At 49.9% G+C, this 17,686-nt stretch carries 15 protein-coding genes and 2 pseudogenes; 8 read left to right on the top strand and 9 right to left on the bottom strand.

Annotated elements, in window-relative coordinates:
* Window positions 1–65 precede the first annotated feature (65 nt).
* The 4 genes and pseudogenes from infA to trxB form a co-directional block, all read right to left on the bottom strand.
* Complete coding sequence (gene infA / locus IT774_RS06915; RefSeq protein ID WP_018981915.1) at window positions 66–284, bottom strand: translation initiation factor IF-1; 219 nt, start codon at window positions 282–284, stop codon at window positions 66–68.
* A gap of 94 nt (window positions 285–378) precedes the next feature.
* Window positions 379–1,070, bottom strand: a pseudogene (locus tag IT774_RS06920) (arginyltransferase).
* A complete protein-coding gene (gene aat / locus IT774_RS06925; protein ID WP_195811922.1) occupies window positions 1,067–1,816 on the bottom strand; it encodes a leucyl/phenylalanyl-tRNA--protein transferase in 750 nt (249 codons plus the stop codon). Before aat ends, IT774_RS06920 begins: the two are co-directional and overlap by 4 nt.
* Before the next feature lie 105 nt (window positions 1,817–1,921).
* Window positions 1,922–2,887 carry a thioredoxin-disulfide reductase gene (gene trxB, locus IT774_RS06930; protein WP_195811923.1) on the bottom strand — a complete coding sequence of 322 codons (966 nt, stop codon included), beginning with the start codon at window positions 2,885–2,887 and terminating at the stop codon, window positions 1,922–1,924.
* A gap of 253 nt (window positions 2,888–3,140) precedes the next feature.
* On the opposite strand from trxB, the gene yfbV reads away from it, so the two are divergent.
* Window positions 3,141–3,590 (top strand): terminus macrodomain insulation protein YfbV, encoded by a 450-nt coding sequence (gene yfbV / locus IT774_RS06935; protein WP_195811924.1) that lies wholly within the window; start codon window positions 3,141–3,143, stop codon window positions 3,588–3,590.
* Window positions 3,591–3,702: 112 nt separating this feature from the next.
* Here yfbV and IT774_RS06940 read toward each other — a convergent pair whose 3' ends face one another.
* Together IT774_RS06940 and sppA are read right to left on the bottom strand one after the other, a co-directional pair.
* Window positions 3,703–4,212 carry a SprT family zinc-dependent metalloprotease gene (locus IT774_RS06940; protein WP_195811925.1) on the bottom strand — a complete coding sequence of 170 codons (510 nt, stop codon included), beginning with the start codon at window positions 4,210–4,212 and terminating at the stop codon, window positions 3,703–3,705.
* A gap of 6 nt (window positions 4,213–4,218) precedes the next feature.
* Complete coding sequence (gene sppA / locus IT774_RS06945) at window positions 4,219–6,084, bottom strand: signal peptide peptidase SppA (RefSeq protein ID WP_195811926.1); 1,866 nt, start codon at window positions 6,082–6,084, stop codon at window positions 4,219–4,221.
* Window positions 6,085–6,318: 234 nt separating this feature from the next.
* Here sppA and IT774_RS06950 point away from each other — a divergent pair, with 234 nt between their 5' ends.
* On the top strand, window positions 6,319–6,924 hold the full coding sequence (locus tag IT774_RS06950; protein ID WP_195811927.1) for an HvfX family Cu-binding RiPP maturation protein: 606 nt from the start codon (window positions 6,319–6,321) through the stop codon (window positions 6,922–6,924).
* A gap of 85 nt (window positions 6,925–7,009) precedes the next feature.
* Window positions 7,010–7,561, top strand: a complete 552-nt coding sequence (locus IT774_RS06955; RefSeq protein WP_195811928.1) for an NAD(P)H nitroreductase — start codon at window positions 7,010–7,012, stop codon at window positions 7,559–7,561.
* Window positions 7,562–7,684: 123 nt separating this feature from the next.
* Here IT774_RS06955 and pyk read toward each other — a convergent pair.
* Window positions 7,685–9,120 (bottom strand): annotated as a pseudogene (gene pyk / locus IT774_RS06960) (pyruvate kinase).
* A gap of 741 nt (window positions 9,121–9,861) precedes the next feature.
* Window positions 9,862–10,710, bottom strand: coding sequence for a MurR/RpiR family transcriptional regulator (locus IT774_RS06965; RefSeq protein ID WP_195811929.1), 849 nt, complete (start codon window positions 10,708–10,710; stop codon window positions 9,862–9,864).
* Between the two features lie 269 nt (window positions 10,711–10,979).
* Between IT774_RS06965 and zwf the strand changes: the two genes are divergently transcribed.
* Genes zwf through IT774_RS06990 form a run of 5 tightly spaced genes read left to right on the top strand, consistent with a single transcriptional unit; the run spans window position 10,980 to window position 16,606 of the window.
* The gene (gene zwf / locus IT774_RS06970) at window positions 10,980–12,473 is read left to right on the top strand and encodes a glucose-6-phosphate dehydrogenase (protein WP_195811930.1); all 1,494 of its coding nucleotides are present in this window, start codon (window positions 10,980–10,982) and stop codon (window positions 12,471–12,473) included.
* 1 nt (window position 12,474) lies between these two features.
* A complete protein-coding gene (gene pgl, locus IT774_RS06975) occupies window positions 12,475–13,167 on the top strand; it encodes a 6-phosphogluconolactonase (protein WP_195811931.1) in 693 nt (230 codons plus the stop codon).
* A gap of 9 nt (window positions 13,168–13,176) precedes the next feature.
* Complete coding sequence (edd, locus tag IT774_RS06980; RefSeq protein ID WP_195811932.1) at window positions 13,177–15,006, top strand: phosphogluconate dehydratase; 1,830 nt, start codon at window positions 13,177–13,179, stop codon at window positions 15,004–15,006.
* On the top strand, window positions 15,003–15,962 hold the full coding sequence (locus IT774_RS06985; protein ID WP_195811933.1) for a glucokinase: 960 nt from the start codon (window positions 15,003–15,005) through the stop codon (window positions 15,960–15,962). The genes edd and IT774_RS06985 overlap by 4 nt, the downstream gene beginning before the upstream one ends.
* Entirely contained in the window at window positions 15,959–16,606 is a 648-nt protein-coding gene (locus IT774_RS06990; RefSeq protein WP_195811934.1) for a bifunctional 4-hydroxy-2-oxoglutarate aldolase/2-dehydro-3-deoxy-phosphogluconate aldolase, read from the top strand. The genes IT774_RS06985 and IT774_RS06990 overlap by 4 nt, the downstream gene beginning before the upstream one ends.
* A gap of 97 nt (window positions 16,607–16,703) precedes the next feature.
* On the opposite strand, the gene IT774_RS06995 is transcribed toward IT774_RS06990, so the two are convergent.
* Window positions 16,704–17,555, bottom strand: a complete 852-nt coding sequence (locus IT774_RS06995; protein ID WP_195811935.1) for a D-hexose-6-phosphate mutarotase — start codon at window positions 17,553–17,555, stop codon at window positions 16,704–16,706.
* Window positions 17,556–17,686: the final 131 nt, after the last annotated feature.

Here is a 17,686-nt window from a genome sequence, read left to right on the forward strand (position 1 = left end):
ATAAATAAAAACCCGGCCAAGGCCGGGTTTTTGCTTTCAGGTGTTAAGATTCTTACTTACTGATATTATCTCGCGCGATACACGATACGACCTTTGGTCAGGTCGTAGGGTGTCATCTCTACGGTGACCTTATCACCTGTCAGGATACGGATATAGTTTTTACGCATTTTTCCGGAGATGTGCGCAGTTACCACGTGACCGTTTTCCAGTTCAACGCGGAACATTGTGTTAGGAAGGGTATCCAGTATTACCCCTTCCATTTCAATAGAATCTTCTTTTGCCATGTATAGCAGTTACCTCAGTAAGTCCAAAATTTTGCCGCGCAGACCTTATCGAATCTGCCGCAACATGTAAAGTTTTTAGATGAATTATTATTGCTCATTGCCATTTATTATGAGCAAACCGTTCATAGGGTGCAAACTTACGCTTGTAGTTCATCTTATTACACTCGTCTATCTGGTAACCCAGATAGAGATAGTCTTTGCCAACCCGGCGGGCATGGTCAATTTGCTGTAAAATCATCCAGCTGCCCAGCGAATGATGGCTCATATCGGGGTCAAAGAATGTGTAAAGCGCCGAAAATGCCTGATGCTCGTTACCGTTATCGATATCATCTGTTACCGCAACCGCAATCAACGAGTCGCCATGATAGGCCTCTATAAACACCGGGTCTTTCCAGTCACATAATACAAAACTGTCGAACTGCTGCCGACTCGGGGATACATTGTACCATCAGCGTGGCGTTCGATGATATAGCGTTCATACAGAGGATAGTAGTGATCCTGCGGGGATTTTACGCACTGAGTGGTAAATATATGATTACGCTTAAGCAATCGTTTCTGACTGCGGCTGGGTGCGAAGTCCTGAACCCGCACCCGGATCGACTGGCAGGCCTGACAGGTAGGGCAGTGAGGTCGGTAGATCTGAGTGCCACTGCGACGAAAGCCGGCCTGAATAAGCTGGCCATAGCGAAGTGCCAGGTGTGAATCCGACTCGGCATATATCAGCAGCTGTTCTTGCTGAGCCTCAAGGTAACTGCATTCAAAAGGTTGTGTAATACCAAACTTCATGGGGTAATAACCTGCTTTTGCCAGCATTTTGCATACCTGGGCGAAATATTGCCGCTGTCATCCAGCATCTGCCGATGCTGGCTCAGCTGTTCGATAAACCGCTCCCGGCTTATTGTCTGGGCGCCCAGACTGCAAAGGTGCTCGGTGGGCATCTGACAATCAATAAACGCCATTTGATGCCGCTGCATATGGTTTACCAGGGCATACATAGCAAGTTTAGACGTATTCGGGGCAATATGAAACATGGACTCGCCGCAAAACACGTTCCCGATACCCACCCCATAAAGACCACCCACCAGGGTGTTATCGGTATCCCACACTTCGATTGAATGGGCCAGTCCGGCGTCATGCATTGCTTCGTAGGCCGTTAGCATTGGCCTGGTGATCCAGGTTTCGGTGGATGTCTGGTTTGACTCGGGCATGCGCCGGGAGATCGAGGCGCAGCGCGCTATCACCGCTCTAAAATTCTGGTTCAGCGTTACTGTATAATGCTGGCGCCGGACCAGCTTGCGTAAACTGCGCGAGGCACGAAATTCATTGAGCGGAATAATTGCCCGGGGATCCGGCGACCACCATAAAATAGGTTCACCATCACTGAACCACGGAAATATCCCATGAGAATACGCATTGAATAAACGTTCTACGTTTAACGAACCGCCAAACGCCAGCAGACCATCGGGATCCCGTAACGCCCTGGAAACCGGCGGAAAAGGCGTGTGTTCGGCTAAATAAGGCAATTCAATCATAAACTATATGGTTCCGTGCATCCGGGGTAATAGATAAGTTGCGGGTATAAAAAACGCCCCCACCGGGAGCGTTTTGTCACTTACAATGGGTAACTTACCTTTCGGTTACCACTGGTCAGCGTGAGTGCCGTCCAGAAATTTCTCAGCATCCAGCGCCGCCATACAGCCAGTACCTGCTGAAGTGATTGCCTGACGATAAACATGATCAGAAACATCACCCGCGGCAAAGACGCCCGGCACACTGGTTTGGGTCGCATTACCCTGTAAACCACTGTTCACGGTAATATAGCCGTCTTTCATCTCTACCTGGCCTTCAAAAATATCCGTATTCGGCTTATGGCCGATAGCCACAAACAGACCCATTACATCAAGCTCTTCTTTATTGTCAGACTGGGTATCCGCGATACGCACCTTGGTTACGCCCATTTCATCGCCGATAACCTCATCAAGGGTACGGTTAAGATGCAGGGTTACATTGCCATTCTCGGCTTTATCGCGTAACCGCTGTTCCAGAATTTTCTCACTTCTGAAACCATCCCGGCGATGGATGACATGTACCTCAGAGGCAATATTAGACAGATAAAGGGCTTCTTCAACCGCGGTATTGCCGCCGCCGATAACCGCTACTTTCTGGTTACGATAGAAAAAACCATCGCAGGTGGCACAGGCTGATACCCCTTTTCCTTTAAAGGCCTCTTCAGACTCCAGACCCAAATATTTGGCTGAAGCACCGGTAGCAATAATCAAGGCATCACAGGTATAGGTAGCAGAGTCGCCATATAAGGTGAACGGTCGCTTGGTTAAATCGGTTTTGTTGATATGGTCGAAAACAATTTCGGTTTCAAATTTTTCGGCATGCTTTTGCATCCGCACCATCAGATCAGGACCGGTCAGACCTTCAGGGTCGCCAGGCCAGTTCTCAACTTCTGTGGTGGTAGTTAATTGGCCGCCCTGCTGTATGCCAGTGATCAACACCGGGTCAAGGTTGGCCCGGGCTGCATAAACCGCCGCAGAATAACCTGCCGGACCTGAGCCCAAAATTAACAGGCGCACATGTCTGGTCTCTGCCATAATATTCTCTCCAGTTTCACCCCATAATCAATGGGGGAGATAAGTTTGTGTTTTATAATTAGGGCGAATTATTCACAATCAATAGCCGTATAGCAAATGCATTAGTATGACTATTATTTCAATATTGTTAATGAAGGGATTGAGCTATACTTCGGGTGTATCGGTATTATATAAAAAGAATGCTGTACTGGCAGCGAATTTATTGCGCAGGATGTGTTTTTTTGCGGTCATTACGCTACGTATGAGGTGAGTTATGGCACAGTCTATGGTTACGATGTTTCGACAGGGGCATAAATATTTAAATACCTGGCCGATGAAAAAACAGCTGTACGCGTATTTTCCCGAGTGCAAAGTAATTGCTGCCACCCGCCTTGCAATTCGTTCTATGCCACCACTGGCGGTGGTTTCCTGCGCCATGTTACTAAATACATTTGGCTTTGATTATCTTCCTCAGGCAATTGCTATCGGGGCATTCTTTTTAAGTTTGCCGTTGCAAGGCCTGTTGTGGTTAGGCCAGCGTGCCGACCAGTCCTTACCGCCATCGCTTAAAAACTGGTACTTCGAAATCCACGCTAAACTGCAGCAGGAAGGCTGCCAGGTACAGGCTCGCAAAACCGAGCCTAAATACCAGGAGTTAGCAGGGGTTTTAAAGTCAGCGTTTGAGCAGCTGGACCAGGTTCTGACCCGCTCTTTTTTTGACTAGACGGGTTTGTTTAATCGGGTTGGTGCGAATCGTCTAGCCTCACAGTGCCTCGACAGAGGCCCATAGAAAAGAGCTTCATAGAAAAGAGCCCCATGAAAAAGACACGCCAGCTTCAGACCGCTACCTCAGAAGGGGCGGGTTGCAGTTGTTGGTGGCAACGGCGACAGACATAGCTTTGTTGCTGGCGCATGACTTTGTTGTGTCGACGTACTGACAATTGCACCGGGCCACAGCGGCAAAAATACCGATAGCTTTTCAGCTGCAATGGGCTCAGGTCAAACGCGTGCGTGGTAGCGGCTGGCCGTTCAAACACCTTTTCCATCATAGTCTGCCATTCGCGGCCATGGGGCCGGACTTTGCCGTATAGCTGATACACCAGTATATGACTGAGTTCGTGGGCGACCACATCGTTTAGGTAGGCTTCACGATTATGGTGAAACAGTACCGGGTTTAAATTAATACGATTGTACGTGAGATTGGAGGTACCGGCATTTTTACCAGATTTTCGCCAGGTGATGGTGGGGCGGATGAAAGCTCGGTGATAAACGCTGCTGGCCAGAGCCAGCAGCTCGTCTACCTGTTGTTCTACCCGCAACTTGTCATGCTGACAGGGTGAGGTCATAACCGATTAATGCACCTTACATTGCAGGCACATAACATACACGCCCATGGGGTCATTCAGTTTGTTCACGGTATCGTATTCGGCCAGAACCTGTTTAACCATCCCCATCAGCGGCGAGTCTGACTGACTGAACTGAGTTTTGGCTGCCCACACAAACGCCTGACCAAAAAACTCTTTCCAGAACATTTCTTGTGGACTCAGGCGGTGGATTTCGTATTTGACCTCGAATGTGTCCAGACCGGCCATTTCCCCTGCCGCGGCAATGGCCTCAGGCAATTCACCCAATTCATCCACCAGACCAATCTCCTTGGCCTTGGTACCAATCCAGACCCGGCCCTGGGCAATCTCGTCAACCTGTTCTGGCGTCATGCCGCGGTACTTACCGACCATGGTGATAAATTTGTTGTAGTTACTTTCCACACTGCGCTGCAACAAATCACCAAAGCGAGGGTCCAACTTACGTACCGGAGATAAACCCGCAATTTCGGTAGAACCGACACCATCGCTGTTAATACCCAGATAATCCAGTGACTTTTCAAAGGTCAGGAACATGCCGAATACACCAATTGAACCGGTAATGGTGCTGGGTGACGCAAAGATTTTATCCGCTGGAGCTGATATCCAATAACCACCCGAGGCCGCATAGGTTCCCATCGCCACCACGACCGGCTTGCCCGCCTCCTGCAATTCCAGTACTTCCTGACGAATCACCTCAGAGGCAAAGGATGAGCCTCCCGGTGTATCTACGTGCATAACCACGGCTTTTACTGAATCATCGATACGGGCCTGACGCAATAGCCGGGCGGTACTGTCACCGCCAATGGTGCCGGCTTTTTGATCGCCATCCAGAATCTGACCTTTGGCCACGACCACCGCGACCTTATCCGAATCTGCATCTAAGCGGCGCGGACCGGGTGGGTTGATCACTTTCAGATAGGCATTGTAAGAGGTAATATTGACACTTAACTTAGTCTCATCCGCACCTACAATTTCAACCAGTTCATCACGAATATCGGTCCGGGATTTAAGTGCATCTACCCAACCATTGTCTAATGCATATTGTGCAAAATCACCGCCAGCCTCGTTGAATTTTTCCAGCAGTACCGACAGTTTTTCATCAAAGTTGTCTTCACTCACCCCACGGGCCGCGGCAACATCCTGTTTGTATTGTTCCCAGTAGGTGTCCAGCCATTCGCTGTTGGCTTGTTTAGCTGCATCAGACATATCATTGCGTAAAAACGGTTCCACTGCGGATTTATAGGTTCCTACGCGAAAAATATGGGTAGAAACTTTAAGCTTTTCCAGCATGTCCTTGAAGTACAGACCAAACCGGCCATAGCCTTCGATAAGCAAAGTACCCATGGGGTTCAGATAAATATGATCAGCATGGGCTGCCAGATAATACTGATTTTGCGAATAATAATCGCCGATGGCATAGACAGGTTTCCCAGAGGCCTTAAACTCGTCAATGGCCCGACTGACCGTACGCAGCTTATCCAGGCCGCCGCCCTGAAAATCTTTAAGATCCATCACCAGCGCTTTGATGCGATTGTCTTCTTTGGCGTTTTGCAGCACTTTAACCAGATCGCGAACCAGCAATTCCGGATTTTCCGGCTCATCGCCAAAGGCTTCCTGCATAAACTCTTCAAAAGGATCGACGGCTTCTTTTTCAATAACCAGCCGACCTTTCAAATTCATGTACAAGGCACTGTCGGGGCGCACCGAAACCGGCTTGTTATCGGCGGTGATTGCAATAAGGATCGCGACCACAATAAATATGAAAATAATGTTGAAGAACAGTTTTCGACAAAAGTTGAGCACTGTCCATAGCCCTACAAAAAGGGATTTCGTCCAGCTTCCGTTTGCTGCCATGGTTGGTTTTACCTCTAGAGTACGTCTTGGTTCAATGGTATAGAAACTCAGTCAAACCGCTACTATAAATTGTAAAGAATTGTAATACACTGCGCGGCGGATAAAACAGTACCGATAGGACAGGCTCTCGATGACAAACGTTAAGCGCAGGCCGGGTTTGGATAAATACCTCAATACTGAAAGGTTTTGCTGAGGTATCGGTTCTATTAATAAAAGACCCTACGAGAAAGTACAATGTCACTACTAACCAAATTTACAGACTTTACCGCCAGCGCCGGTCAGCATCTTGCGTTTATTCCGTTGTTATTACTACGCCTGTATCTGGCGCCGGTCATGATGCAGGCTGGTTGGAATAAACTCAGCAACTTTGAAAGCACCGTGGCCTGGTTTGGCAATCCTGATTGGGGGCTGGGCTTACCGTTTCCGGAAGTTATGGCTGCGCTGGCAGCCGGTACCGAGTTTTTCGGTGGGATCCTTATTTTGCTGGGGTTAGCGACCCGGCTTGTGGCAGTACCTCTGGCGGTGACTATGGTGGTGGCCATGATCACGGTCCATGCCAAAAATGGCTGGCTGGCGATTGCCGACAGTGCTTCCTGGCTGGCGGATGGTACGCTTTATCTGGATGAAAGCGTGATGGCGGCTGAGGAAAAAATTGCGGCGGCGCGTAACCTGCTGGAACAGCATGGTCATATAGAGTGGCTAACCAGTAGCGGTAAGTTTGTGATACTTAACAATGGTATTGAGTTTGCCGCGACCTATCTGATCATGTTTCTGTTGCTCTTTTGTTTTGGTGGCGGTCGGTATCTGAGTGTGGATTATTATCTGTCCAAACGGCGCTAACCACCGGCATACAAGGCTGGTCTTTTCAATTCTACGGCCGTAGCATAGACAGATAATCTCTATACCCATACTACCGGAGAATCGGATGGATGCGCTATCTTTGTTACTTGAACGTCGTTCACAACCCCGGCTAAGTGGCCCGGCGCCAGAGGGTGAGGCGCTGGAAAATATTAAACAGGCTGCCTTAAGAGCGCCGGACCATGCGGCGCTTACACCCTGGCAGTTTATTGTTTGCCAGGGTAAGGGCCGTGAACGGCTGGGCAACATATTTGAACAATCCGCTATCGAAAATGGCAAAACCGATAAAGAAATAGAACGTGCTCCGCAATTGCCGCTACGGGCGCCCATGGTGATTGTGGCAATCGCAAAGTATCACGAAAATCCCAAAGTGCCGCGAGTAGAGCAAATTGCCTCGGCAGGCTGTGCGGTAATGGCGATGCAAATGGCCGCGCAGGCTCAGGGCTTTAATGGTATCTGGCGTACCGGCGCCTATGCTCAATGCGAGGTGGTGCGCAACGCGCTTAACCTGGCGGAAGATGATGAGCTGGTCGGGTTTTTGTATTTGGGGACGCCGGTGACCAGTGCGCCGACCCCTGCAAAAAAAGCAGCCGATGAATTCTTTAGCCACTGGAGCTGAACACCAGCCCAATAAAAAAGACCAGCACCTGGGGGCTGGTCTTTCAAAATAACGCCGCCTCAAATGGCAGCGTGAACATGCAGGTCTGCTTAGGCATGACCTGCCACTCGCCGTAATGACGGGTTAGTCGACCTTCACAATCTTCATTGCATTGGTGGCGCCGATTTTTCCATCTGATCACCATAGGTCATCACCAGCGTATCACCGGCCTGAACTTCACCCAGAGCTTTCAGCGTTTCGATAACATCGTCTTTCAGTTTTCCTGGCTCGCTGTGTCCAGAGTCGAAGCACACCGATTTAACGCCACGAAACAGTGCCATCATATTCAGCGTGTCCTGATGGCGTGACATCGCGATAATAGGCAAGCGGGTGGTCATACGAGACATCAGCTTGGGGGTATTACCGCTTTCGGTTAATGCCACGATGGCCCGGATGCTTGGCAGATGATTGGCAGCATACACCGCGGATAAAGCAATCGTTTCACTTACCGTAGAAAACACATCGTCCATCCGGTGTTTTGACAACCGAATGCTGGGATGAACTTCTGCTCCTTCACATACCCGGGCCATGGCGGTTACCGTTTCTACCGGGAACTGGCCGGCCGCGGTTTCAGCCGACAACATAACGGCATCGGTACCATCGAGTACCGCATTGGCCACATCCATAACTTCGGCGCGGGTGGGCATGGGGCTATCAATCATCGACTCCATCATTTGAGTCGCGGTAATCACTACTTTATTGAGCTGGCGTGAACGCGAAATCAGTTTTTTCTGAACCCCGACCAGCTCAGCATCACCAATTTCTACCCCCAGGTCACCACGAGCGACCATAACCGCATCAGATGCACTGATAATATCGTCCATGGCTTCATTGGTGGCTACCGCTTCAGCGCGTTCCACTTTTGCGCAAATCTGCGCATGACAACCGGCTTCGATGGCCAGTTCCCGGGCGTAATTAAGATCAGCGCCACTGCGTGGGAAGGAGACTGCCAGATAGTCCACCCCGATTTTGGCGGCTGTTTTAATATCTTCTTTATCTTTTTCGGTAAGGGCTTCGGCAGAGAGTCCGCCACCCTGGCGGTTAATGCCTTTATTATTAGACAATTTACCACCTACGGTCACTTCAGTGTGAACCTGACGGCCTTTGACCTCGATGACTTTAAGCTGGATACGACCATCATCAAGCAGCAGAATGTCGCCCTGATTTACATCATCCGGCAACGCTTTATAGTCAATCCCTACCTGAGTCTGGTCACCGGCATCGCGTTCCAGTTCGGCATCCAGCGTGAAAGGCGCGCCTATCTTCAGCTCAATCGCGCCTTCTTTAAAGCGGGCGACACGAATCTTGGGACCCTGCAAATCACCCAGAATGGCAACATATTTGCCCAGGTTTTTCGCAGCTTCACGTACTTTATTAGCACGCTCAATATGGTCTTCGGCCTGACCATGAGAAAAGTTCATGCGCACAACATTAGCGCCGGCGGCAATGATCGCCTGAATCGTTTCCAGCGTGTCTGTCGCTGGGCCTAACGTGGCAAGGATTTTGGTTCTTCTGCTCATAGTGGTCTGTCGCTTATTTACTTATTAATAATGAAGGGCGAATGATTATTTTAACCCAAAGCGTGAGGTATGTCTCACTGGTGTAATCATATTTCGTAATTTTATTACAAAATGGTAGCGCAAACACTCTGTAATGTGAACCGTATCAAATCATTATCTGGTCGGACAACCGCGCCTATTGGTTATTCTACAACCGAATGAAGTGAACATAAAATGAACTCTGGCGGTATTTGCGCAAAATACCTTAGCGCGATAACCGATAAATAGCGTCTGGCAATACTGGGGCCAAGCCAGGCGATGGAGGTAAAAAGCGCAGCGATAGAGGTGAAAAGCGCAGCGATACTGTCGATAACCCCAGCGGGGCCGCCAACACAGCGCCGTGCTACCAAAATGACACAGAGTTAAAGCCCCGCGCGTAACATTCAGCCAGCACTGTGATTTTTTGGGGAGTAATTTTGTCACAAGCTGGCGTGGGCCGGGGCTGTTAATCGGTCAAACCGTGACCGGGTCAATCGGCAATCAGGCCAGACAGTTATCAGATCAAACCGAAATATAAGTAAGTGGGGCAGAGAATGACCCCAAGGCCGGGGCGATCACAAGCAAACAACCACTGAAAAAAACAAGCGGGGCAGGTCGCTAACCTTTTGAAATAACCCATCAGAATAAGGAGCCCTGGCGTCAATGAACGCCAGACTGGTTAGGTCTTGGCGCTGAGAATACCTGTCGCCGCCCTTGGGCTTGCTAATCCTGTTTATCGAAACGTGAACCGCGCAAGGTATCTTTTACCCGCTTCAGATTTTCCCGGAATTTATTGCCACGGCGCAGGGTGAAACCGGTGGCCAGTACATCCACCAGGGTCAGCTGGGCTATCCGGGACGCCATTGGCATATACATGTCGGTATCTTCAGGTACCTCAAGCGACAAGACATAGCTGCATTCTCTGGCCAATGGGCTATCATCGGAGGTGATGCCCACCACGGTCGCATCATTGTCGCGGGCAATTTGCGCAATTTCCACCAGGCTTTTGGTACGGCCGGTGTGGGAAAACAGCACCACCACATCCCCATCGGTACAGTTCATGCAACTCATACGCTGCATCAGAATGTCTTCGAAATACACCACGGGTACATTGAAGCGGAAAAACTTGTTAAGTGCGTCATGGGCCACGGACGCCGATGCCCCTAAACCAAAAAAGGAAATCTTTTGTGCCTGGGTTAGCAAATCCACAACCCGGTTTACCACGTTTACATCGATAGACTGTCGGGCAACTTCCAGGGAGGCCATGGTCGATTCAAAAATTTTATTGGTATATTCCTGCGGCCCGTCGTTTTCATCAACATGTCGGTTCACATAAGGTGTACCATTGGCCAGGCTCTGCGCCAGATGCAGTTTAAAGTCGGGGAAGCCTTTTGTATCAAGCCGTCGACAAAAACGGTTAACCGTGGGCTCGCTGACATCCGACATTTTTGCCAGAGTTGCAATACTGGAATGTATTGCGGTTTGAGGGTGTGCCAGAATAATATCAGCAACTTTTCGTTCTGATTTACTAAAAGCAGCTTTGCTTTGCGAGATTTTTTCAAGAATATTCATACGGCTTAAGCACTTAGTGTTGTCGTGGGCCCTGTTCTGCTAGGGTCTATACTACTTAAAGCGTACGCAGAGACAAGTAAAATGTAATTTTTTGACAGGCTGGTAAAAAATAAACATGAGTTTTTGCCGGCCAGGACACCGTGATAAACAAACCAAAGTTGTAATTTTACTACATTTGGTGTTAACTATTGGGCAATACCATCAGGGTAATGCTATTTTTTGCTTCCTATATAAAGCAGCCCTACTACTCATTTAAGAAGGTCGACAATATGGTAATGGATAATTCATTCGAACCCTGTGATTTTGTGCTGTTCGGCACAATGGGGGATCTTTCACGACGAAAATTATTACCGTCGCTTTATCAGCTGGAAAAAGCACAGCTGATTCATCCTGACACAAGAATTTTGGGCGTGGCCCGTCAGCAGATGACGAAAGATGAGTATATAGCTGAAGTAAAATCCAATATTGAAAAGTTCAGCGACAAAGAAATATGTGGCGATACCTGGGTGCGTCTGTGTGAACGCCTGGACTATATCCAGGTAGACATGAAAGATGAAGCCAGCTACAAACAATTTGACACCGTGGTGGATCCGGAGCGGGTGATGGTATGCTATTTAGCTACGCCGCCAGCCATCTATGGTGATATCTGTCGCGGTCTGCACAGCTGTAACATCATCGACAGCAGCGTCCGGGTGGTGCTAGAAAAACCAATCGGCCATGATCTTGATTCTTCAAAGGTTATCAATGACCAGGTTTCTGAGTATTTTAACGAGTCTCAGATTTACCGTATCGATCATTATCTTGGCAAAGAAACGGTACTGAACCTGATTGCACTGCGTTTTGCCAACTCAATCTTTGCCACCAACTGGGACCATAATTGCATTGACCATGTGCAAATCAGTGTGGCCGAATCGGTAGGCATTGAAGGACGCTGGGGCTACTTTGACGATGCCGGGCAAATGCGTGACATGGTACAAAACCATCTGTTACAAATTCTGTCGTTGGTGGCCATGGAGCCGCCGGCCACGCTGGACGCAGACAGTATTCGAGATGAAAAGCTTAAAGTTCTTAAAGCACTGCGCCCCATCAATACCTCTAACGTAAATGATACCACCGTCCGTGGCCAATACTCGGCCGGGTTTGTTAAGGGTCAGGAAGTACCGGGCTATCTTGAAGAAGAAGATGCCAACACCCGCAGTAAAACAGAAACCTTTGTGGCCATTAAAGCTGAAATTGATAACTGGCGCTGGGCGGGGGTGCCTTTTTACCTGCGCACGGGCAAGCGGATGCCGACCAAGGTGTCTGAGGTGGTTATTTATTTCAAGCGTCAGCCGCATAATTTGTTTGGTGACAGCTTCAACAGCCTGCCGCCCAATAAACTGGTGATCCGGTTGCAGCCCGATGAAGGTGTTGAGATCACCGTAATGAACAAGGTACCGGGCCTGACCAGTTCTGGCTCTATGGATTTGCAAAAATCCAAGCTGAATCTGAGTTTTTCGGAAGCTTTCTCCGACGACCGCATTCCTGATGCTTATGAAAAGTTACTGCTGGAAGTCATGCTGGGCAATCAGGCGCTGTTTGTGCGCCGCGACGAAGTAGAGCACGCCTGGAACTGGGTAGACTCTATTCTGGAAGCCTGGAAACACTCTGCCGAACCACCTGAGCCGTATCAGGCAGGGACCTGGGGCCCGGTGGCCTCAATTGGGTTACTGGCACGCGAGAATCGCAGCTGGTATGAAAGCAAAATGACAAAGAAGAAATAATATGGCACTGACACAACAACACTTTGAAAACGCTGAGGCGCTGACCGCACAATTTGCGCAGTCACTGACAGACATTTTGGCCCAGGGTATTGAAAAACGTGGCCGGGCCAGCCTGGTAGTCAGCGGCGGCCGCACCCCCCTGGCGTTGTTTAAAACGTTGAGCAAAACCGATATCGACTGGTCTAAGGTAGATGTCACCCTTGCCGACGAGCGCTGGGTTGGTGAAGAACACGAGGCCAGCAATACCCGTTTGGTAAAAGATAATCTGCTGCAGAATAACGCCAGTGTGGCAAATTTTGTTGAGCTTAAAACCGACGATGCCGATGCCGCCGATGGCATCGCGCAGGCCGAGTCTAACCTGTCCAGTATGAGTCAGCCGTTTGATGCGCTGATTTTAGGTATGGGTGAAGATGGCCATACCGCTTCATTGTTTCCCTGCTCAGCACAGATAGAGGACGGACTGAATCTTTCCAGCGGCAAAATCTGCCTGGCCGTGCAGCCGACTACCGCTCCGCATCAACGTATTTCTTTAACATTACCGGCTATATTGAACAGTCGTAATATTTTTATTCACCTTACCGGTGATAAGAAAAAAGCCGTATTAGAAGATGCTCTGGAGCACAATACTGAACTTGAAAAACCGGTTACGGCTGTGGTCAACCGGGCCCCCGTCACCCTTATGTGGGCACCCTAGGAGTTATTTATGAACAACCAAATCGCTGAAGTAACGCAGCGCATTATCGAGCGCAGTAAAGACACCCGCAAAGCGTACCTGGCTAAGATTGACCGGGCACGTCGCCAGGGGCCCCACCGTGGTGTGTTATCTTGTGGCAATCTGGCGCATGGTTTTGCGGCCTGTGGGACCGAAGATAAGTCTGATTTGCGTAGCATGACCAAAGCCAATATCGCGATTGTATCAGCTTACAACGATATGCTGTCCGCGCATCAGCCCTACGAGACCTATCCGGCAGCGATTAAAGAAGCAGTAAAAGAAATCGGCAGTGTGGCTCAGTTTGCCGGTGGTGTACCGGCAATGTGTGATGGTGTGACACAGGGTAACCCGGGGATGGACCTGAGTCTGATGAGTCGTGACGTGATTGCCCAGGGTACTGCGGTAGCCCTTTCTCACAACATGTTTGATGCCGCGGTGATGCTGGGGATTTGTGACAAAATTGTACCCGGACTGCTGTTAGGTTCATTATCGTTTGGGCATCTGCCCACGGTATTTATTCCGGCAGGCCCGATGCCGTCAGGATTACCTAATAAAGAAAAAGCCCGCATCAGACAAGAATTTGCCGAAGGCAAAGTAGGGCGTGATGCATTGCTAGAAGCGGAGTCACAGTCCTACCATTCAGCGGGCACCTGTACCTTCTATGGTACCGCCAACTCCAATCAGCTGGTGGTCGAAACCATGGGTCTGCATTTACCGGGCGCCTCCTTTGTTAATCCGGGGACCCCACTGCGTGATGCGCTGACCAAAGCCGCTTCAGTGCAGTCGACCCGGCTGACCGATCTTACCGATAACTATATGCCTATCGGTCATATTGTTGATGAAAAAGCCATCGTCAATGGTCTGGTGGCGTTATTGGCCACCGGTGGTTCTACCAACCATACCATGCACTTAATTGCGGTGGCCCGCGCGGCCGGTATTCTGCTGAACTGGGATGATTTCTCGCAAATCTCTAATGCCACGCCGTTGCTGACTCGTATCTACCCCAATGGCTCGGCCGACATTAACCACTTTACCGCCGCTGGCGGTATGGCCTTGTTGTTCAGACAATTACTGGATGCGGGTTTGCTGCATAATGATGTGAACACCATTTGTGGCCATGGCCTTGAGCGTTATACGCAAGAACCGCGCTTAGAAGATGGCGAACTGGTGTGGCGCGACGGCGCGACACAGTCTCATGACAAAGAAGTGGTAGCCACAGTCGACAACCCGTTTAAACCGGACGGTGGTCTGAGCGTGCTTGACGGCAATCTGGGACGCGCGGTGATTAAAACTTCAGCATTGCGTACCCCTCATTGTCGTATTAAAGCGCCCGCCGTGGTATTTGAAGATCAGTTCGAACTGGATGCCGCGTTTAAAAACGGCGATCTTAATAAAGACTGCATCGTAGTGGTTCGCTTCCAGGGCCCTTCAGCCATTGGTATGCCAGAATTGCATAGCCTGACACCGCCGCTGGGCGTGCTACAAGACCGTGGTTATAAAGTGGCGCTGGTAACGGATGGACGTATGTCAGGGGCCTCAGGCAAGGTGCCGGCGGCTATCCATGTAACGCCGGAAGCCTTTAATGGTGGTCTGTTAGCCAAGGTTCAAAATGGCGACATGATTGAACTGAACACCGAAACCGGCGCGTTATCGCTGTGTGTGGATGAACAGGAGCTGGATGCCCGCGAAGCGGTCATTGCCAACCTGGACAATCATCATGAAGGTATGGGTCGGGAAATGTTTGGCGGCATGCGTGCGGTTCTCACCGGCGCCGAAGAAGGAGCATGCTCACTGTTTTACACTCAGGAGCAGGCGTTATGAGCGATAAATTTGTCGCCGATGTTGGCGGCACCAATATCAGGCTTGCCCGGGTAACAGAGACCGGCGTGACTGACATCAAAAAATACATGTGCCGCGATTTTGCCAGTATTGATTTGGCGATTCAGGCGTACTTTGATGAGCACAGTGACCATCAGTTTACCCAGGGCTGTATCGCTATTGCGTGTCCGGTACTGGGGGATCAGGTTGAAATGACCAATCACAGCTGGGTCTTTTCTCAGCAGGCGTTACAAGCTCAATTACGGTTGACCAGCTTGTATGTGATTAACGATTTCACGGCAGTGGCGCATTCACTGCCAACCCTGTCTGATGCTCAGGTTATTCAGATTGGCCAGGGCACCACAAAACCACAGGGCAATATTGCGGTGTTTGGCCCGGGTACCGGCTTAGGTGTAGAGCATATCACCATGACGGCAGCGGGCTGGCAAACCCTGGATGGCGAAGGCGGTCATGCCGATTTCGCGCCGGTGGATGAGACCGATATTATCATCTGGCGATATCTGCAAAATACCCACGGACGCGCTTCTGCAGAGGAAGTGATGTCCGGACGCGGTATTGTGAATATCTACCGGGCCCTGGCTGCTGCCCAGGGGGCCGAGGTGGTGTATACCGAACCCGCTCAGATTACTGAACGGGCGTTAAACCAAAGCTGTGATATCTGTGAAGCAACGCTGACTCAGTTTTGCCGAATCATGGGCAGCTTTGCCGGTAATCTGGCCCTGAATATGGCCACGACCGGTGGTGTATTTATTGGCGGTGGCATTGCCAGCCGCTTTGCCGATTTTATCGAGCGCAGTGATTTCAGAGCACGTTTTGAAGCCAAAGGGCAGATGAAACACTACGTTAAAGATATACCGACTTACCTTATTGCTGAACCAGACCATGGCCTGCTGGGCGCATCAGCGTATTTAACTCAACATATTGCGAGAGAATTATGACAACAAAATGGACGCTATCACCGGCAGAGGTATTTGCAGCCGGGCCGGTTGTACCGGTGCTGGTAATCAATGATGTTGAACAAGCCGTACCTCTGGCCAAGGCCCTGATGGCCGGTGGCATCAAAGTACTGGAAGTGACCTTACGCACGCCGGTTGCGTTGGATGTGATCAGACGCATCGCCACCGAGGTGCCGGACGCACTAATTGGCGCAGGTACAGTCACTAACGCGCAACAGCTTAAAGATGTGGTTGAAGCCGGGGCAAAATTTGCTATCAGCCCGGGTATGACCGCAGAGCTGCTGCAGGCTGGAAAAGAATGTGAGATCCCGCTTATTCCGGGCATTTCTTCTACTTCAGATTTGATGAAAGCCAAAGATGCGGGTTATACCCACATGAAATTCTTCCCGGCTGAAGCCTCGGGTGGGGTCAAAGCGATTAAGTCCATCAGTGGTCCATTCCCGGATGTTACTTTTTGTCCGACCGGCGGTATCAGTCTGACAAATTACAAAGACTATCTGTCTTTGAAAAATGTTGCGTGTGTTGGCGGCTCCTGGGTGGCGCCGGATGATGCTATCAACAATGGTGACTGGGATCAGATAACCAAACTGGCGCAAGAAGCCGTAGATGGCGCACAAAACGTCTGATCATCTTCAGCGTATAGTGCTGACAAAACCGCGCTCATCGGGCGCGGTTTTGTCGTTTAATAAGGCATTTTTTACAAGAATAATGCCACTGGCCGGTTTAGACCGGCACGATGGTTTGCAGTAACCGGTGGGTCTCATCCGGCTCAAGTATTTTATTCTGGGTGACCGCGGTTTCGACACAAATCATATGCTTGTAACCGAAGGCGTCCATATCGGCGATACTTGCCGCTGTTTGCCACGGATTCCACACCACCAGGCTATCATGGCCTGCAGACTCCACTGTCGTAAACGCCGTCCCATTTTCCTCAATGTCAGTACGCGCCGTGGCCGTTAAATGAATACGGTCGGTTTCGGAGCTAATCTTATAGGGTGCAGGGGTATCTTTTAATGCCCAGTTGTCGGTTTTGTCTTTGTACTGACCCTCGATGCCCGTCAGGGTAACTTTGTGAATATCGTCAACCTGAAAGTAAGTATGCAAAGCGGTATTGAAGGTAAATGGCACAATGCCGGTATTGGCGGTTATCAGTTCAACTTTCAACGATTTACCCACCCACACATGCAGGCTCACTTCGCAGTCGTATTCAAAACCATCTGCCCGGGTATAGGAAGGCACCAATTCTATATGCGTCCCTTCTTTAGTGGTTTCGCTATTGGCCAGCTGCCAAACCTGTGAGCGTAAAATTCCATGGGAGGGCAGGGCGCCTTTCTCCCGGCCATGATCATCACTGAACCAGGGCCAGCAGACTGGGATGCCGCCACGAATCGGTTTTTCACCAGTCAGGTTCGCATGCGGGCTTAGCCACAGTCGCTCCTGATTATCCGTTTTGGGAATGTACGATAGAATATGCCCCCCGAACAAACTGATACGGGCGCTGGCGGCATCATTGTCGATGTTTAGAAAGGTTATACCGGAGATTTCACTGATCTCTATACCTTGGGTAATGCTCATTATCTTTATAATCCTACTCAACACAATGCTGCGCTTCTGGCAGCCTGCCAGATACTGCACACACAAAAAAAGGTGCGGTTTTACGCGCACCTTTTTACTTCATTCAGGCGAACCGACAGGACACTCCTGCT

Source organism: Salinimonas marina (assembly GCF_015644725.1).
Lineage (GTDB): Bacteria > Pseudomonadota > Gammaproteobacteria > Enterobacterales > Alteromonadaceae > Alteromonas.